The 15,940-nt window shown below is 31.0% G+C and carries 16 protein-coding genes, 1 pseudogene and 1 other annotated feature; of the genes and pseudogenes, 2 read left to right on the top strand and 15 right to left on the bottom strand.

All coding sequences use genetic code 11. From position 1 onward, the window contains the following. Positions 1-212: 212 nt before the first annotated feature. Positions 213-1,031, top strand: coding sequence for a MerR family transcriptional regulator (locus tag ACREV6_RS17935; RefSeq protein WP_220321565.1), 819 nt, complete (start codon positions 213-215; stop codon positions 1,029-1,031). A gap of 191 nt (positions 1,032-1,222) precedes the next feature. On the opposite strand, the gene ACREV6_RS17930 is transcribed toward ACREV6_RS17935, so the two are convergent. The 4 genes and pseudogenes from ACREV6_RS17930 to ACREV6_RS17915 form a co-directional block, all read right to left on the bottom strand. After that, positions 1,223-1,795 (bottom strand): HD domain-containing protein, encoded by a 573-nt coding sequence (locus ACREV6_RS17930; RefSeq protein ID WP_431579406.1) that lies wholly within the window; start codon positions 1,793-1,795, stop codon positions 1,223-1,225. A 36-nt stretch (positions 1,796-1,831) separates the two neighbouring features. Beyond that, positions 1,832-1,957 (bottom strand): hypothetical protein, encoded by a 126-nt coding sequence (locus ACREV6_RS17925; RefSeq protein WP_431579405.1) that lies wholly within the window; start codon positions 1,955-1,957, stop codon positions 1,832-1,834. 42 nt (positions 1,958-1,999) lie between these two features. Next, a pseudogene (locus tag ACREV6_RS17920) lies at positions 2,000-2,161 on the bottom strand (sortase domain-containing protein); the annotation flags it as partial. Between the two features lie 39 nt (positions 2,162-2,200). Continuing rightward, positions 2,201-2,845 (bottom strand): TetR/AcrR family transcriptional regulator, encoded by a 645-nt coding sequence (locus tag ACREV6_RS17915; protein ID WP_431579404.1) that lies wholly within the window; start codon positions 2,843-2,845, stop codon positions 2,201-2,203. A gap of 152 nt (positions 2,846-2,997) precedes the next feature. On the opposite strand from ACREV6_RS17915, the gene ACREV6_RS17910 reads away from it, so the two are divergent. Further along, a complete protein-coding gene (locus ACREV6_RS17910) occupies positions 2,998-4,665 on the top strand; it encodes a DHA2 family efflux MFS transporter permease subunit (RefSeq protein ID WP_431579403.1) in 1,668 nt (555 codons plus the stop codon). Here ACREV6_RS17910 and ACREV6_RS17905 read toward each other — a convergent pair. The 11 genes from ACREV6_RS17905 to ACREV6_RS17855 form a co-directional block, all read right to left on the bottom strand. Then, entirely contained in the window at positions 4,643-4,912 is a 270-nt protein-coding gene (locus ACREV6_RS17905; RefSeq protein ID WP_431579402.1) for a hypothetical protein, read from the bottom strand. The two genes, ACREV6_RS17910 and ACREV6_RS17905, sit on opposite strands and share 23 nt — an antisense overlap. 37 nt (positions 4,913-4,949) lie before the next feature. Beyond that, positions 4,950-5,129 (bottom strand): hypothetical protein, encoded by a 180-nt coding sequence (locus tag ACREV6_RS17900; protein ID WP_431579401.1) that lies wholly within the window; start codon positions 5,127-5,129, stop codon positions 4,950-4,952. Between the two features lie 8 nt (positions 5,130-5,137). Further along, positions 5,138-5,593, bottom strand: a complete 456-nt coding sequence (locus ACREV6_RS17895; RefSeq protein WP_431579400.1) for a hypothetical protein — start codon at positions 5,591-5,593, stop codon at positions 5,138-5,140. Beyond that, on the bottom strand, positions 5,590-5,895 hold the full coding sequence (locus ACREV6_RS17890) for a PadR family transcriptional regulator (RefSeq protein WP_431579399.1): 306 nt from the start codon (positions 5,893-5,895) through the stop codon (positions 5,590-5,592). Before ACREV6_RS17890 ends, ACREV6_RS17895 begins: the two co-directional genes overlap by 4 nt. 218 nt (positions 5,896-6,113) lie before the next feature. Beyond that, entirely contained in the window at positions 6,114-6,617 is a 504-nt protein-coding gene (locus ACREV6_RS17885; protein ID WP_431579398.1) for a GNAT family N-acetyltransferase, read from the bottom strand. Positions 6,618-6,862: 245 nt separating this feature from the next. Beyond that, a complete protein-coding gene (locus ACREV6_RS17880; RefSeq protein ID WP_431579397.1) occupies positions 6,863-8,878 on the bottom strand; it encodes a class I tRNA ligase family protein in 2,016 nt (671 codons plus the stop codon). A gap of 64 nt (positions 8,879-8,942) precedes the next feature. Further along, positions 8,943-9,197 (bottom strand) — a binding site (T-box leader). A 20-nt stretch (positions 9,198-9,217) separates the two neighbouring features. Next, entirely contained in the window at positions 9,218-11,122 is a 1,905-nt protein-coding gene (locus ACREV6_RS17875; protein ID WP_431579396.1) for an ATP-dependent DNA helicase, read from the bottom strand. Positions 11,123-11,675: 553 nt separating this feature from the next. Continuing rightward, a complete protein-coding gene (locus ACREV6_RS17870) occupies positions 11,676-12,074 on the bottom strand; it encodes a nucleotidyltransferase domain-containing protein (RefSeq protein ID WP_431579395.1) in 399 nt (132 codons plus the stop codon). A gap of 49 nt (positions 12,075-12,123) precedes the next feature. Continuing rightward, complete coding sequence (locus ACREV6_RS17865; protein ID WP_431579394.1) at positions 12,124-12,408, bottom strand: DUF6483 family protein; 285 nt, start codon at positions 12,406-12,408, stop codon at positions 12,124-12,126. Positions 12,409-12,754: 346 nt separating this feature from the next. Continuing rightward, a complete protein-coding gene (locus tag ACREV6_RS17860; RefSeq protein WP_431579393.1) occupies positions 12,755-13,759 on the bottom strand; it encodes a TcaA NTF2-like domain-containing protein in 1,005 nt (334 codons plus the stop codon). Between the two features lie 353 nt (positions 13,760-14,112). Next, complete coding sequence (locus ACREV6_RS17855) at positions 14,113-15,114, bottom strand: ATP-dependent DNA helicase (protein ID WP_431579392.1); 1,002 nt, start codon at positions 15,112-15,114, stop codon at positions 14,113-14,115. Positions 15,115-15,940 lie beyond the last annotated feature (826 nt).

Raw genomic sequence — 15,940 nt, 5'->3', positions numbered from 1 at the left:
ATGTCAATAGGTATTATTATTATTTTAAAAATAAAGAGAAATCACGAGAAAAACTTAAAGATACATTAAGAAATTTGATTTTGATAAATGATATGAGCAGGTCTAATGTCAATATGTTACATTCATATTTTTTAATAGCTTTAATGTTACTTAGTGGTTTATAATAATAGTGATAAATAGTTTAATATTTATCGAATGGAAGTGACATAATTGTGAAGGATACTTTTTTAATTGGAGAATTAGCCAAGCTTTTTAATATAAGCACAGATACCTTAAGGCATTATGACAAAATCGATCTTTTAAAACCTAATTGTGATGTTGAAAATAAATACAGATTCTATAGTGTTCGGAATTTTTTCAAACTAAGCAGAATCCTATTTTTTAAAAATCTTGATATTTCATTAAAGGATATTAAAAAATATATGAATAATAAAAATACAAATAACTTAATGACCTTACTAAAAAATAAGGAAGAGGAAATTGATGTAAAAATAAATAAGTTAGTCAATTTAAAAAACAAAATAAATACAAAACTTGAGCTACTTGGAAATATAAAACATGAGCTGAATATTGTAAAGATAAAGCGCTTGCCTCAAAGAATTGGAGTTGTTTTAGACATTAAAGATAGTAAAAACGAGTACGAACTTAAAGAATGCGTTAAAAAAAACGAAAAATATTTAAAGCTCAGTTCCTGGCTTATTGAAGGTCAAATATACACTTCTCTTTCAAGAGAAAACATGACAAGTGGAAATTTTAATAAATTTAAATATTTCATCGAAATCTTGTCAACTGAAAATATAATAGAGTTGGATTTGATAACGATTCCAGAAAATGAGTTTGCTTATGTTGTTTTTTTAGGACCCTATAAAGATATCGAAAATCACTATACCGTTCTTATTGAATGGATTGAAGAAAACGGATACGAAATATTGGGAGACTCTATCGAAAAAAATATAGTAGATTATGACTTTTCAGATTCTGAAAATGAATATATATCTGAAATACAAATACCTATTAGAAAACTGTTATAACTAGAAGTTAGATTCTTGCTAATAGCAAGTGGGCCACTTCATAACCCACTAAGGTAACTGAAGGTAACTGTGACTTGGAAAAAATATCAATTCCAATTAAGTTCTGTGATATTTACAAATCAGTAGCAAATTTGTTTCGCTAACGATAATTGAATTATTTCTTATATTACATAACTTTTTAGTGATTTCTCCTAGAATTTATTATTAATGTATACTTCTTTAATCTTATCTAATTTGGGAATTATTATATTAGCATACACATCTGCATGTGCATGAACATCACTAGTTTGTAATATTAGCAATCTTTCAAAATTCATTTTCCCAATGCTATCTACAACTAATTTTATACCATTAATTGTAGGTTTAATTTTTTCATCATGAATTTTTACTAAACTACATACATCATTTATTCTACTTTCATCATAACCAAGTCTGTTAAGCACAAGGTTAGTAATTACAACACTGATATCTCCATGTCCCCAATAGCTAACCTTTTCATTGACCTTTTTCTTAGCATAAGGTTTACCAATATCATGAAATAATGCTGCAAGCTTAAGTGTTAAATCACTATTTACTCCTGCAACTACGTGAAGAATATGCATATAAACATTATATTTATGTGCTCTATGTTCATGTTCGCATCTACTACAAACTATTAATTCAGGCACCAATTCTAAGATTTTATCTGCATAAGATAAAATCTCTTCTCCATTGTTATTAAGAAGTATATTAGTAAGTTCTTCTCTATCAATCATATAAACCATATGAATTCCCCCTTTGTCCGTACTGACATTGTATTTTTATAATATTACCTTCTCGTATTTTGCAGTTTCTAAATTTACAACCCAGCCTCTTGTTGTAATTTCATCACAATCAACGCTTAAAAACAAATGTATTATATGATTTTTTAAAACCAAAAGCATCATACACGTGTCCACAGAAAAAATATGCAGGCTTTTTTTTCTTTATCATATCTCTAATAGCTCCGCTGCCACAATATAACGGTCTGGAGCATTCCCAATAAAATAGAATGGATAGCAGGTAGTTAAAGTGAGAATAGCATTTTTCGTAGGTACAATCACTGTTTTGTGATCTTTATGAACAATTAGAGTGCTACTAACCTCATAGGTAAAGGTACCTGCTGATGTTGGGTCAAATTCCTCTTATACTTACTTATTCATATAATCCGTACAATCTTGAAACAAGCAGTATAACATATTCACGCATTTTTCAATGTATAAATCCACATCTTTTATTTCATCATCGTATATAATTTTATGGCATAGGTCATCAATTATAAAAAATGAGTAATGAAAAAATATCTTTTCTTCCCCTTCACCTTTAAAAGGTATAGATAAAACTCTGAAAATATCTCTCACGTTTTCATCTCTAAACCTCTCTTGTTCCTTTCTTATCATAGCTACATCCTCATCTAAAAGTGTTAATGCCTCCATTTCATCATGAAAGGTTTTAGAAAAGTCATGATGCTTTATCATCATTTTTATAAATATCCTAAAAAGACCTTTTGCCTCATCGGCATTATTAAGCTCTTTGTCGACATTCTCCAACCAAAAATTATGAGTTGGATGTATAAATTTTTCATTAATCCTTTCAATCACTCTAATATAAATATCCTTCTTATCTTCAAAATAGGCATATACAGAGCCAGTAGCAACACCCGCTTCTTTAGATATATCTGCTGTAGTGGTATTATAATAACCTTTTTCATTAAATAATTTATAAGCTGCTTCTAAGATTCTATTATACTTTTCTAAAGCTCTTTTTTGAGTTGGTATCCTTATTTTTCTTTCCATTTTCATCACCTACTCTAATAATAAAAGCTAAAAAAGCAAAAGTCAATAAAATATGAATTTCATTTCATGTATTGACATTCAATTTTTTTCAACGTATTATATGAACATGACGTTGGTTTCACATTCTAATAATAATAATTTTGGAGGTTATCATGAATAAAAAAGAAAAAGTATTAGCATTTATATCTCTATCAATAGCTTGCTTCTTAACAGTCTTAGACTCAACTATAGTTAATGTGTCTTTGCCATCTATGGCCAATTACTTTAAAACCGACATAACGGGAATATCCTGGGTAAGTACAGCTTATTTAATTCCTTTCTCTGCTCTATTAATAACTTTCTCTAAGATTGCAGATATTTTTGGGAGGAAGAAACTATTTATAATAGGTCTTTTAGTCTTTGGTTCTTCATCAATATTTTGTGGACTTTCAACTTCTCTTTCTATGATTATAATTTTTAGAATTATGCAAGGTATAGGAGCTGCGATTCTTACCCCACTATCCATTCCTTTAGGTATAGAATTATTCGGCAAAGATGCCATGTCAAAGCTAGGTATTTCCATAGGTATGATAATCTCTATTGCTGCAGCTTCTGGTCCTGTTTTAGGTGGAATTTTAAATGAAGTCTTTGGGTTTAAGGCAATATTTTATGTGAATATTCCTTTTATTCTTATTGCCTTACTCTTTGGAATAAGACATGTTAAGGAATGCTATGACAGAACAATAGAAAAGAAAATAGATTTTATTGGCTCTATATTACTAGCTTATGGAATTGGATCACTAATCTTTCTACTTGTTAAAGGAAATTACTACGGTTGGGCAAGTACAAGAATACTTATTTTAATAGTAACCTCAACAATTTCAATTACTACTTTCTTAATACACGAGGCTAAGTCAAAAAATCCAATGATAGAATTTAAGCTGTTTAAAATAAAAAGCTTTACTTCTTCTATAACTATAATTGGAGTAGTATTCTTTGCTTATATGCCTAGCTCATATTTGATGAATTTTTATCTAGAAAACCAATTAGGTTATTCAGTATTAAAATCTGGAATCATACTAGGTATAGTAAGCTGCATCTCCTTTATTACTTGCCCTATCTTTGGAATTATATCTGAAAAATATGGTGCTAGAGTTATTTCCCTATCAGCTGTAATTTTTGCATCTCTTGGTAACCTTATGTTTGTGTTTATGAATAATTCAAGCAATATCAAGATAATTTATAGTGCATTTATTCTATTAGGACTTGGACTTGGTTCAACTTCTCCTTTATATCGAAGTGCTTTTGAAGAGATCTCCCCAGATAAGAATGGTATTGCTTCAGGAATATTAAACAGCTTTAGACAATTAACTGCATGTTTGGCAATAGCTTTAGTTTCAACCCTAAGTAGTCATTACACTGCTCAAGCTATAGACAATACAAAAATCAGAATCATAGATACTGTTACTAATAATGTGGTGCTTGATCAACAAGTTAAATCTACTATATGTGATAAAATAAAGACTTCAAACACTAGCAAAAACACTGCCTTTACACGAGATATGGTTGATAAGTTAATTGAAGCTCAGGAAAAAACAGTATTAGCAACTGTTCCTAATAATATGAACCCATCTTTAAAAGAAAAGTTCAATATACAAGCAAAAGAGGTATATAATATCCTAGATGAATCAACTGTAATAAAAAATGATGAAACCAATAAAGTTTATAATAAGTGCTTCCTTTTCACAGCAATCATTGCAGCCTTAGGTCTAATAGCAGTACCTTTTAATAAAAAAAGTGAAACTGAATTAGAAAAAGTTAAAACAGAAATAGTAGCCTAGATAAAAAATAAGAGGTTGTTGCACTAAGTATAATTGTGCAGCAGCATCTTAACAAGTGGGCCACTTCATGACCCACTAAGGTAATTAAATCCCTTTGAGTAATATTAAAAGTAATTACACCAATAGTTTCATTTTCTTTTCTATTATTAAGAATATCCTTAACTAATCTAACAACTTCCATTGCCTCTTCAGCATTTGTTCTACTACACTTTGTGTTAATATATAAGTGTAGATTTTTTTTACTCAACTTCAGAATATGAGCCTATTCAAACTCTGTCTTAACTTTATAATACATCTTCTTCAATAATAATCATAACAGAATATTGAGTTGAAAACATAAGACTGCCTCCATTTGAACTATATTGAATGTCACTAATTTTCACTTTATTATTTTTGATAAAATCATTTACTTCTGTTACTAAACAAAATTTATTAGTATTATTAAATATCCTTATTTGCTTCAAATTTGTCATCACCTTTCTATTTTATCAAACTTTAATTTGCCAGTTGGCAAGAACACATCTTCGTTTTGAGTTACTTTTATGACACGAATGATTCCTCTTACCACTCCAGCTACATAACCTATAAAAAGCCCTAAGAAAGCTCCAATTAGAAGAACTATTTTAGGAGATAATTCAAAAAATGAAGGAGTACTTTCGCCAAGTAAATATCCACTAATCACCCCTAATAAAACTATTGAACCAATTATTAATGAACGCTTAAAAACAGATTTAAGCATAATATCACTTATCTTATTACCCATACTTATAATCACCTCCACTAAATTTAAAAGTCGTGCATCCATTGCATTAACAAATACATCAATTATTTCTTTAAATGAGAGCTTCCTTTTCTCTAAAATATATAAAAACTCATCTTCATAACGTTCTCGCCACTTTTTAGGATATAAATGAATAATCCATTTCATATCATACCCAACCTCTTAAAACCTAAGTTAGTAACATTCTCCATTTCTCTCAATTTTTCCTGTAGATATTCTCTGCCTTCAGGAGTAATTTGATAAGGTTTTCTCCTATCTTTAGAGGGAACACTCTCAATGTACTTTAGTTTTTCTATGCGACTAATAGCACCATATAGTGTACCGGGTCCAATTTTAATATCGTATGAACTTTCTATATCTTCCATGATCGCATAACCATGTTTGTTACTCTCTGCTAAACTAATTAAAATAAATAATGTGGGTTCTGAAAATCGTTCAATTGAGCTCATTATTCTTTGTTCATCTCCTCTAATTTATTACGTTGCATGATATATCACACAACGTAATAGTAAACCGCAAAAACCTATTTGTCAATGTTTATCATCAATCTTTAAAAAAGAAAAAAGGCATTACTGCCTTTGAGATTGTTAAACAATATATGAAATTTCCAAAATTATAATTATGTTGTTACTCTTAAATCAGTATTTTATTATTTGTCATTAGATGTTCAAATAATATATTTATATAAGTTTTCATTTTCCTCTTCATCAAAAATAGTCCCTAATAATTTACCATTATTCTTTTCAATAATTTTTCTTGAAAATTTATTATCTATGTTACAAGTAACCATTACCTCTTTTATACCAATTTTTTCTGCTTCAACTAATGCTAATTTTAAAATTTGAGTACCATAACCTTTATTTCTATACCCTGGTGATATATCATAACCTATATGCCCATCTGTACCTTCATCTTGATGCCTAACTCTTACTACTCCTACAACTTCATTATTATCAATTAACCAAAATGTTGAGGTTATAACCCATCCTTGCGGTAAATCTATTCCTTTAGAATAATTGTGTAAGTCGTTTAAATATTCATCAAAATTCTCCATTCCTTTTTTATATTTAGTAAAATAATAATTATCATCTGCATTTTTATATGCTATAACATAATCTTCAAAACTCTTTTTATATTCTTTGCTTGGCATAGATAAAAACAAATCTTTCATAAGATACACTCCTTTTTTACATATACTGATTCGCCATAAGTTACCAATTCGATTTAACTCATAAGAAAAGTATAAATTTAAATTTAAGTAGACACAATGGAAAGAAAAATTATAACTATTCTTTCCACTGGGGCCACTAAGGTAACTGTGACTTGGTAAAAACAGTAATCATATGTTATCATATGGAGGAAAGTTCTTATTGTCTCAAAAAAATCATACTTTAGTTATGGATTTTTCAAGATATTTTACTCGTACATCTCAAATTGTGTATGATGTTTTGTGAAAAAGTCTACTTTAGGTTCTAAAAACTTTAGGTTATGGTTATCAACATCTTCTATGAATGCATTATAATCCTCAAAGATGTAGGTCCAATCCCAAATTTTTTCATTTAAATTCATAAACTCCCTTATCTTTTCACAACCTATAGGTGCAAATGAATGCAATAAGGTTATTGCTACTCTTATGGCATAGAAACTATCCATCAATAGTTGACTTCTTAATTCTTCATTTTGGTCTTTATCCACAAGCTTACTACTATTCACCCAATTTTTATTAGCAGTTCTAATATAATCATCTAATATATCCGTTAGTCTATGAAAATCATGCTTATACATCTTACTCTCAAAATCAAGTATTGCCTCTTTAGATTTTTCTATAACAGAAAGGCTAATTGTTCCCTTAGGTATCTTACTTTCATAATATTTTTGCGCTGTATAAAAACAGGAACGAACTAACTTGTTTAAAATATTAGTCAATAAATTGCCTTCCTTTAGAACCATATCTATACCCTCATAAAAGGTATTGTCTCCCATTTTCTTTGGTTTAAAGCTTGCACCTTTATTTGCGAGTCCTAAACTTATAAAATGCATTCTAAGTTGTTCAGGAGTATAATAATCTAGTAGTTCAAAGGCACTAGGAGGTTTAATATTACTGCTGCTACTTGCCTTTTTATCCATAAATAAAAGATGATTGTTAGCTATAATATGTGGCAACTGAAATTCACCTTCCTTTGGATCTATTACTGGATCATTGTTTTGCAGAGCCATAAATAAGGCTGATTCTGCTATGCTATAAAAATAAATATTGTCTTCTCCTATAAACTGAAACACTTTACTATCTTTAGACTTCCACCAGGATTCCCATTGATTTTCAGGATTAGGCACAGTTTCTAAATAAGTTTTAGTAAAGGAAATTGGTGCCCACAAGGACTCAGGCCATACCCAAAAGGTTGCCCCTGACATTCCTTCCGCCTCAGGAACTGGAACTCCCCATTCAATATTACCTGAAATTCGAAAGGGAACTAAGGCTTTTCCCGTTCTAAACTTTAAGCCATTTTGTGATAATATAGTTCTTGATTTCTCTCTTAATTCAAAGTTCTCAAAAACTATAACTATGGAATTTTTGCCTTCATCCACTACAGTATGCTTTGGCAATTTACTTTTCATGCCTTCAAATATATCCATCTGATTTCTAGTTATATAAATTACCGGTTTCTTTAAAAATTCACTTATTGTATTAATTAAATATTTTCTACTCTCACCCTTATCTTTTAAAAGCTCCAAATAATTTTTTAATTTTTCCGTCCAATTTTCCAACCTAAAATACCAATTTTCAATGGACTTTAATTTTGGGGTTTCTCCTGACAAAGCACTAATTGGATCAATTAATTCATTGGGCATATATTGATGACCTAATCCACACTCATCTGCATAAGCCTTTTCTGAGGAACAACCCTGCACAGGACATTTTCCTACAACTTGACGCCCATTTAGCAAAACATCAAATTTTTCATCATAAAATTGCTCCGAAAACATCTTATTTATATAACCTTTATTATATAAATCTTCAAACACCATTTTCGATACTTCTTTGTGTACTTCCCCAACTTTTCCAAGTGCTGAAGCCCCATATAAATCCAAACTTATTTGGTAGGCATCCAATACTTCCTTTTGCTTTTCATGATAAAAACTCACAAACTCCTCTATGTCCCCACTAAATAAATTCCCTTGTTTTGCTTTACGGTAACTTTCTAAAATAGGTGAACCATAACAATCAGTTCCCGATACAAAAATAACATTTTCACTACCTATTCTATCCCTCATAAATCTAGCAAATATATCAGCATGGACAAACACCCCACCAATATGACCAAAATGCAATGCCTTATTACTGTAAGGCATACCTGCTGTTATAACAGCTCTCTTTGGAAAGGTTGGCCTTTCTGTACCCTTCTTATATTTCATTGAATCATTGTTAATCATTTAGACACCATCCTTTAATTATTAGTAAAAATAAAAAAAACTCCCACCCCCAAGATTCTACAATCTTAGGGACGAGAGCAATATTCGTGGTGCCACCCTAGTTTATTAATACGTTACCATATTAACCTTTTCGAGTACGGTACAATTAATACATATACTCTAGTTCTATAACGTGAACATACGTCACTTCCTCCCCTTAAGAAAGATTCGGAGTGAAGCTCAAAGGCTTGTTTCAATAAACAATTCTTTGCTCCGTTTCAGCTACAGGAGCTCTCTTTAAAAGAACTTATCTACTTACTCTTCTTATCACAGCAATTTCTATATTATTTTTACATTATATTACTTCACGAGATTAAAATCAATAGGAAAATTTTTGATTTTCGCTCCTCTAGGTAGAGCCCTCATAACCACCTTTTCCCATGGGGTTCCTATTACTTGGTCCATGACAGCTATTGCTCCACGGTCATCCTTAGTTCTAATTAATCTGCCACAACCTTGTTTTAACTTCAATCCCATTTCAGGGTAATCAACGGTTATAAGTGGATTAATCCCCTCTTCTTCCGCTTCCTTTCGCCTCATTTCAATCAAAGGGTCTAGGGAAGGAAAGGGAAGCTGCCAAACTACAACGAGAGATAAAGACTCCCCGGGCACATCAATTCCCTCCCAAAAGGTAAAACCTACTAATACAGATGTAACTTCCGCACGAAACTTTTGGACAAGGTATCCTCGCTCACCTTTATCCTCCCATAAAACTTCAAAAGGTAGCGCGTATCCACTAATTTCTTTTCTTATTTTCTTTACTTCCTTCAAAGAGCTCGCAAGTATCAACGCTCTTCCTCCATTTTCTTTCAGCAAACCTAGTAATTGTTTAATTTTGCGTGAAAACTTGGCACTGTCAGTTTCCTCAAAGGATGGCTGTTGTAAATAAACCACCACCTGCTGCTCAATATCAAAGGGACTTCCAACCGTTGATATTGCTGGATCTTTTAAACCAAGAGTCCTCTTAAGATAACCAAAATCCCCCTCATCACTTAAAGTTCCTGAAGTAAACACCACAGGCAATTTTTTCGAAAATAAATGTTTATCTAGCATATTGCTTAAATTCCGAGGAACTACCCAAAAGCTGCCGTCTGCCCTATCTACCCAAGTAATAACCTCTCTACCTTTATTCCTACCAAACCTAGCTAAGGCTGTAATTGCTAGTTCTATTTGAATTTCAAATGTATGTAACGTGCTTTCTGGTAGCGCGTCTATGTATAGCTCTTCCTCAATTTGTATCTCTAAGAGCAAACTATCTAGTGCCTTATGAAAAGTATCAGCTGCTTTCAGAAGTATATCATCGGTGCGAACCGCCAGACGCTCTGATTGCTCATCATCTATTAGGTTTTGATTAAGTTTTCCGAAAAAGTTAGAAGTGGCCTGGTCCACGGCATTTGCAATTACAACCAGTGAAGTTCTTGATCCCTGGATTTCCTCTATGGAAAGGATAATATTATCAATATCCTCTTTATGAATTTGTCTTCCAGCACCCATGGCTGCCGGCAGTATGACTTTATGCCCTTCATCAAAAATCACCATGGAGTAATCTGGAAGCATAGGCATTTTACCGTCTGCAATTCTTTCATCCCTTGTCCACAGGTCCTGAAAAAAGATACTATGATCTGCAATAATTAAATCCTTGGAAGATCTGTAATGTTCCCTTACCTTAACAAGCTTACAAAAGCCCCTTCTGGGACAGGCATCACAGGGCATAGTATCATCCCATCCAATCTGTCTCCATACACTATCGGATATATTCGGCATTTCTGAGCGTTCACCTTTTGTAGTCCTGGCTAACCATTGATTAATCTCATCAGAGGCTGTGGCATCGCCAAACAATCCCCCTATTCCACTAACTTTCTCATCACAAACATACTGACGAGGATCCTTTGCCATTGGCGCATCTATTTCTAATCCCAGTATTCGGGAAAGTGTTTGAATATCTCCCTTTGGCCCTGCCAGCTGTTCCTGAAGTGCTGCTTGGGCACATGCAATTACTACAGGTTTTCCACTAAATCTAGCGTAGGCAATTGCAGTGAGTAAGTAGGCGAAGGTCTTTCCAGTACCTACCTCAGCCTCAGCCAGATGAATTTTTTTATTACAAACTGCATCAGCAAGCTGAAAAGCAGTATATATTTGCTCATCACGTATCTCATATCCGTGTTTCGGAAGAATATCGTAAAAAACATCGCCAATCCAATCCATCAACTTACTTGGAAACTCTTTTTTTGTTTTATAATAAAAAGGGACCCCTATTTTCTTATACAAAATTTTATCCTCCTGTTAGCCTATGGAATACCATAGAAAATATTATTCGAAAAGGTACTGTAAGTTATGTACATGCACATAGTTTTTCTTTATATACTAAAGATAAACACCCTTACATTCTAAACTTTTTCAATAAGTATTATAACATAAAAAAATAAGGTAACTGTGACTTGGTAAAAATAGTAACTAGTTTCTATGTTGCTAAATACGTTCACAAGTTATTCTATTTGCTGCAATCTTTAGCAAATTTGCTTCGCTCATAAAGGTCCCTTGAAAACGCGAACAAATTGTAAACACAATTTATTTTGCTATTTTCCACTTATAACTCATTTCCAATAAACTCAACTGACTTATCCATATAAATTTTATCCACCAATTTATAAATATATCTATCTTGAAAATTCAAGTCATATTCTAGGTATCTATATTTAACATTTCCTTAGCAGCAAAAATTGGAACAGTTTTTGTTGCTATTGCTACAGAATATAATTTATTGACTTAAAATAATATTCTTAAAATAATTTTCCTTATCTACAATTACCTTATAGCCATCAGATAAAACTCTAAAAGTACCTACATCCAGAGGGCTTTCAATCCAAATAGGTGTAGTTATTCCAAACTCAACTTCTAATGCATTATTATCATACCAAACTCTAATTGAAGTAACTCTACCCCAATTTTCCTTTTGAGAATTTATTACTTTTCCAAAATTATCTGCAAAACAATTATTAATATATAAATCAGGATTTGTGGTTATCATCACTAAATCAACATCTGAATCTACTCTTGATTCTCCTCTTACATATGAACCAACTAAAATCAGTGATTTTATATCTTCATTATGGTTCACCCACTCTTCCACACTATTTAAAAAATACGAAATATCCATTTAACCCTCCACAGCTAATATATATTTTTTATTATTGTTTTAGTTAGCATTATTTTAGATTATTTAATTCTTGGTAAATTTCTTCTCTTGAAAAATTATTATTATTTAAATCTAAATCACTTTTTGGGAGCAAGGAATTATAAAACTCAAGTGATATATCATATACTTCTTGAGAATTATTTTCTTCTAATTCTTTAAAAATAAGATTTTCAGCTTTATTGTAATCGCTTGAATGAAATAGTTTGTTAAAAACTATTTTAAATAGATCAGTAGATGTCATTTGTTCAATATTAATTTTTTCACTAGATTTTTCTTGCTTATTAAAAAGACACATAATAAAGAAATCTTATTATGTGTCTTAATACGTGTACCCGCTATTGACGTTTCTCTTTAATAAGTAGTATTATTCCTAATATTATCACTATTCCAAATAGAATACTAATAATTAATAAAGTAAATAACGTAGTATTATCATTTAAAATATTTTGGTTAAATAAAGTACGTAATACAAATAATGATGCCATAAGTATTAATACTAATACAAGAAAAATATTTTTATTAGTACTTAATTTTTTATAATTAAATATGTTATCATCTGTGCTTTGTTTTTCATTAATGATACCTCGCAATTCAAACAAATTTAGACTAATATATATGTAGCCCCGATCTATTTAAAATTTTTAAGGCATATATGGCAACATACATTCTTGAACAATATCCTTTTCAGTAACAATCCTAGCAACAGAGCGGCTTTCATTGCAACGTTCTGAAAAATTATAAAAATCTAGTTCTATTGAATTAGTATAATTTATTTCTTCTGAATTAACTGAACGGTAATCTTGAAAATAAGCAAAGTCAGAAATTTGAAAAGTTTTTACTTCATGCGTTTCTTTTAGATAATAATCATCATCTACACTATTTTCAGATTCATCTATATAACCATCTTCTTTTGCTACTTTTATAGCCTCATCACCAACAAAAATTTTCACAAGCTCTACTTCTAAAAACTTTTTTCCATCAGCTTCATAAACCTTATTTATATATCCATCCTGTTCTAATACATTTCCTACTTTAACTTCTTTTGTTTGTATATCAACTATATTTTTATCTGCGTATTCACCATCAATAATATACTGTCTATTATATGTTTTTATAGAAGTAATATTATATTCTTTCATACAATTATATTTTTCAATTACATTTACCTTATATAAGTTTCTTTTCGCATTATAAGAATAATCAAGCACCATACAACTACGAAATTCTTCATTATCTGTGTTGAGAAAATTTCCGACTAAATTATTTTGTTTATTATATAAATTGCTATCTTTATTAAAGTAATCTTGTATAATTGAAAAATCTTTGTTCTTTACAGCTTCTGATAAACTTTTATTATAATTAAATATGGTAGAATTAATATTGTAATATGCATAATAGCTTCTTTTTATTTCTTTACTTTGTCCATCAAAATAACTGTCCGCTTTTATGCCTGTATATCTTATACCATTACTAAAATTTTTATCAGTATTTACATACTGTTGAACATAACTATCTTTAATAGTAACAATTACTGGTTTCTTTTTAGCAACAATTACTGGTTTCTTTTTAGTAACACCCCAAACATTTACACTACTTGTTAAACACATAGTTATTATTAATAAACTTGATACTAATTTTTTATTCATTCAATTATCCCCCTCGTTTTTAAATACTTACTCATTCGTTAATATTCTAAATACTTCATTTTATTTCAAGATATACTTTAACATTAAAATACATTTTAAGCGTACTCCGTTTATAACACAATAGTATTATACTATATTTAGGACTATATGTATAAATTTTATTTTAATGGTTATTTAATCCCTATTTACTTTTCACTTGTTTAAAATCATTATTTTATTTATTAATTTAGCAGCAAATATTGAAAGCTTCACTTACAAAAAAAGGACCCACTAAGGTAACTGTGACTTGGTAAAAACAGTAACTAGTTTCTAGTCTAAAGATCATAGGATCACCATTAATGGTAATAATCCCATCAAGAATAGGAAACAAGTTTTTCACTTCCAACCGTTGATATTGAGGGCTCTTTTAAACCAAGAGTTCTCATCAGATAACTAAAATCCCCCTCATCACTTAAAGTTCCTGAAGTAAACACCACAGGCAATTTTTTCAAAAATAAATGTTTATCTAGCATATTGCTTAAATTCCGAGGAACTACCCAAAAGCTGCCATCTGCCCTATCTACCCAAGTAATAACCTCTCTACCTTTATTCCTACCAAACCTAGCTAAGGCTGTAATTGCTAGTTCTATTTGAATTTCAAAGGTATGTAACGTGCTTTCTGGTAGCGCGTCTATGTATAGCTCTTCCTCAATTTGTATCTCTAAGAGTAGCCGTTCTAGTGCCTTATGAAAATTATCAGCTGCTTTCAGAAGTATATCATCGGTGCGAACCGCCAGACGCTCTGATTGCTCATCATCTATTAGGTTTTGATTAAGTTTTTCGAAAAAGTTAGAAGTGGACTGGTCCACGGCATTTGCAATTACAACCAGTGAAGTTCTTGATCCCTGGATTTCCTCTATGGAAAGGATAATATTATCAATATCCTCTTTATGAATTTGTCTTCCAGCACCCATGGCTGCCGGCAGTATGACTTTATGCCCTTCATCAAAAATCACCATGGAGTAATCTGGAAGCATAGGCATTTTACCGTCTGCAATTCTTTCATCCCTTGTCCACAGGTCCTGAAAAAAGATACTATGATCTGCAATAATTAAATCCTTGGAAGATCTGTAATGTTCCCTTACCTTAACAAGCTTACAAAAGCCCCTTCTGGGACAGGCATCACAGGGCATAGTATCATCCCATCCAATCTGTCTCCATACACTATCGGATATATTCGGCATTTCTGAGCGTTCACCTTTTGTAGTCCTGGCTAACCATTGATTAATCTCATCAGAGGCTGTCGCATCGCCAAACACTCCCCCTATTCCACTAACTCTCTCATCACAAACATACTGACGAGGATCCTTTGCCATTGGCGCATCTATTTCTAATCCCAGTATTCGGGAAAGTGTTTGAATATCTCCCTTTGCCCCTGCCAGCTGTTCCTGAAGTGCTGCTCGGGCACATGCAATTACTACAGGTTTTCCGCTAAAACCAGAATAGGCAATTGCAGAAAATAAGGTAACTGTGACTTGGAAAAAATATCAATTCCAATTCCAATTAAGTTCTGTTATATGTACAAATCAGTAGCACATAACTTTTCAGTAATTTCTCCTAGAATTTATTATTAATGTATACCTCTTTAACCTTATCTAATTTGGGAATTATTATATTAGCATAAAAAAGGCATGTTTTTTTAATCTTATATCAGCAGCATGAAAAAAGCACCCTATGTTAGGCTGCTTTTATAACACTATACTTTACTAAATAGAATAACAAATAAAAAATGAAAGCTTTGCAACAATTACTTGTAGAAAGTTCAGTCATACAATCTCTTAATTTTAACGACTTTCCTTCTGAAATGTCGTTAAAAAGGTGTATACAAATTTTATAATTTCCTATAAAGTAAAAAATACTAGATAATCTAGTATTAACATTTTTCTATTCTATAGCATACATGTAGCACGCTATCATATTTTTAATTAAAGTTTATACTATTACTATATCCAAAAAACTCTGACTTGTCAAGATAAATTTAGCATTTTTACAAAATAATGAGATTATATAACCTCTATAGGTTTTAGAGTTCTATACCTTCTTACAGTGATTTTACATTTTCACTCTAATCTAATAAAATTATATTTACCGGAATCTGTCTTGGATTAAAAATCAAACAAAACTTTAGGAGGTGAGGCTCCC

This window comes from Clostridium sp. (assembly GCF_050717515.1).
Lineage (GTDB): Bacteria > Bacillota > Clostridia > Clostridiales > Clostridiaceae > Clostridium_AD.
Note: the sequence above shows the minus strand (reverse complement) of the source record. Positions and strands in the feature narration are given on the sequence as shown.

What these genes read in the sequence shown, in the direction of transcription:
- ACREV6_RS17925 (WP_431579405.1), bottom strand. Translation starts at nt 1,957, where the DNA reads ATGATGCTTTTGGTTTTAAAAAATCATATAATACATTTGTTTTTAAGC.
- ACREV6_RS17910 (WP_431579403.1), top strand. Translation starts at nt 2,998, where the DNA reads ATGAATAAAAAAGAAAAAGTATTAGCATTTATATCTCTATCAATAGCT.
- ACREV6_RS17870 (WP_431579395.1), bottom strand. Translation starts at nt 12,074, where the DNA reads ATGGATATTTCGTATTTTTTAAATAGTGTGGAAGAGTGGGTGAACCAT.
- ACREV6_RS17890 (WP_431579399.1), bottom strand. Translation starts at nt 5,895, where the DNA reads ATGAGCTCAATTGAACGATTTTCAGAACCCACATTATTTATTTTAATT.
- ACREV6_RS17860 (WP_431579393.1), bottom strand. Translation starts at nt 13,759, where the DNA reads ATGAATAAAAAATTAGTATCAAGTTTATTAATAATAACTATGTGTTTA.
- ACREV6_RS17915 (WP_431579404.1), bottom strand. Translation starts at nt 2,845, where the DNA reads ATGGAAAGAAAAATAAGGATACCAACTCAAAAAAGAGCTTTAGAAAAG.
- ACREV6_RS17865 (WP_431579394.1), bottom strand. Translation starts at nt 12,408, where the DNA reads ATGTGTCTTTTTAATAAGCAAGAAAAATCTAGTGAAAAAATTAATATT.
- ACREV6_RS17930 (WP_431579406.1), bottom strand. Translation starts at nt 1,795, where the DNA reads ATGGTTTATATGATTGATAGAGAAGAACTTACTAATATACTTCTTAAT.
- ACREV6_RS17880 (WP_431579397.1), bottom strand. Translation starts at nt 8,878, where the DNA reads ATGATTAACAATGATTCAATGAAATATAAGAAGGGTACAGAAAGGCCA.
- ACREV6_RS17885 (WP_431579398.1), bottom strand. Translation starts at nt 6,617, where the DNA reads ATGAAAGATTTGTTTTTATCTATGCCAAGCAAAGAATATAAAAAGAGT.
- ACREV6_RS17895 (WP_431579400.1), bottom strand. Translation starts at nt 5,593, where the DNA reads ATGAAATGGATTATTCATTTATATCCTAAAAAGTGGCGAGAACGTTAT.
- ACREV6_RS17875 (WP_431579396.1), bottom strand. Translation starts at nt 11,122, where the DNA reads ATGGATTGGATTGGCGATGTTTTTTACGATATTCTTCCGAAACACGGA.
- ACREV6_RS17855 (WP_431579392.1), bottom strand. Translation starts at nt 15,114, where the DNA reads ATGGCAAAGGATCCTCGTCAGTATGTTTGTGATGAGAGAGTTAGTGGA.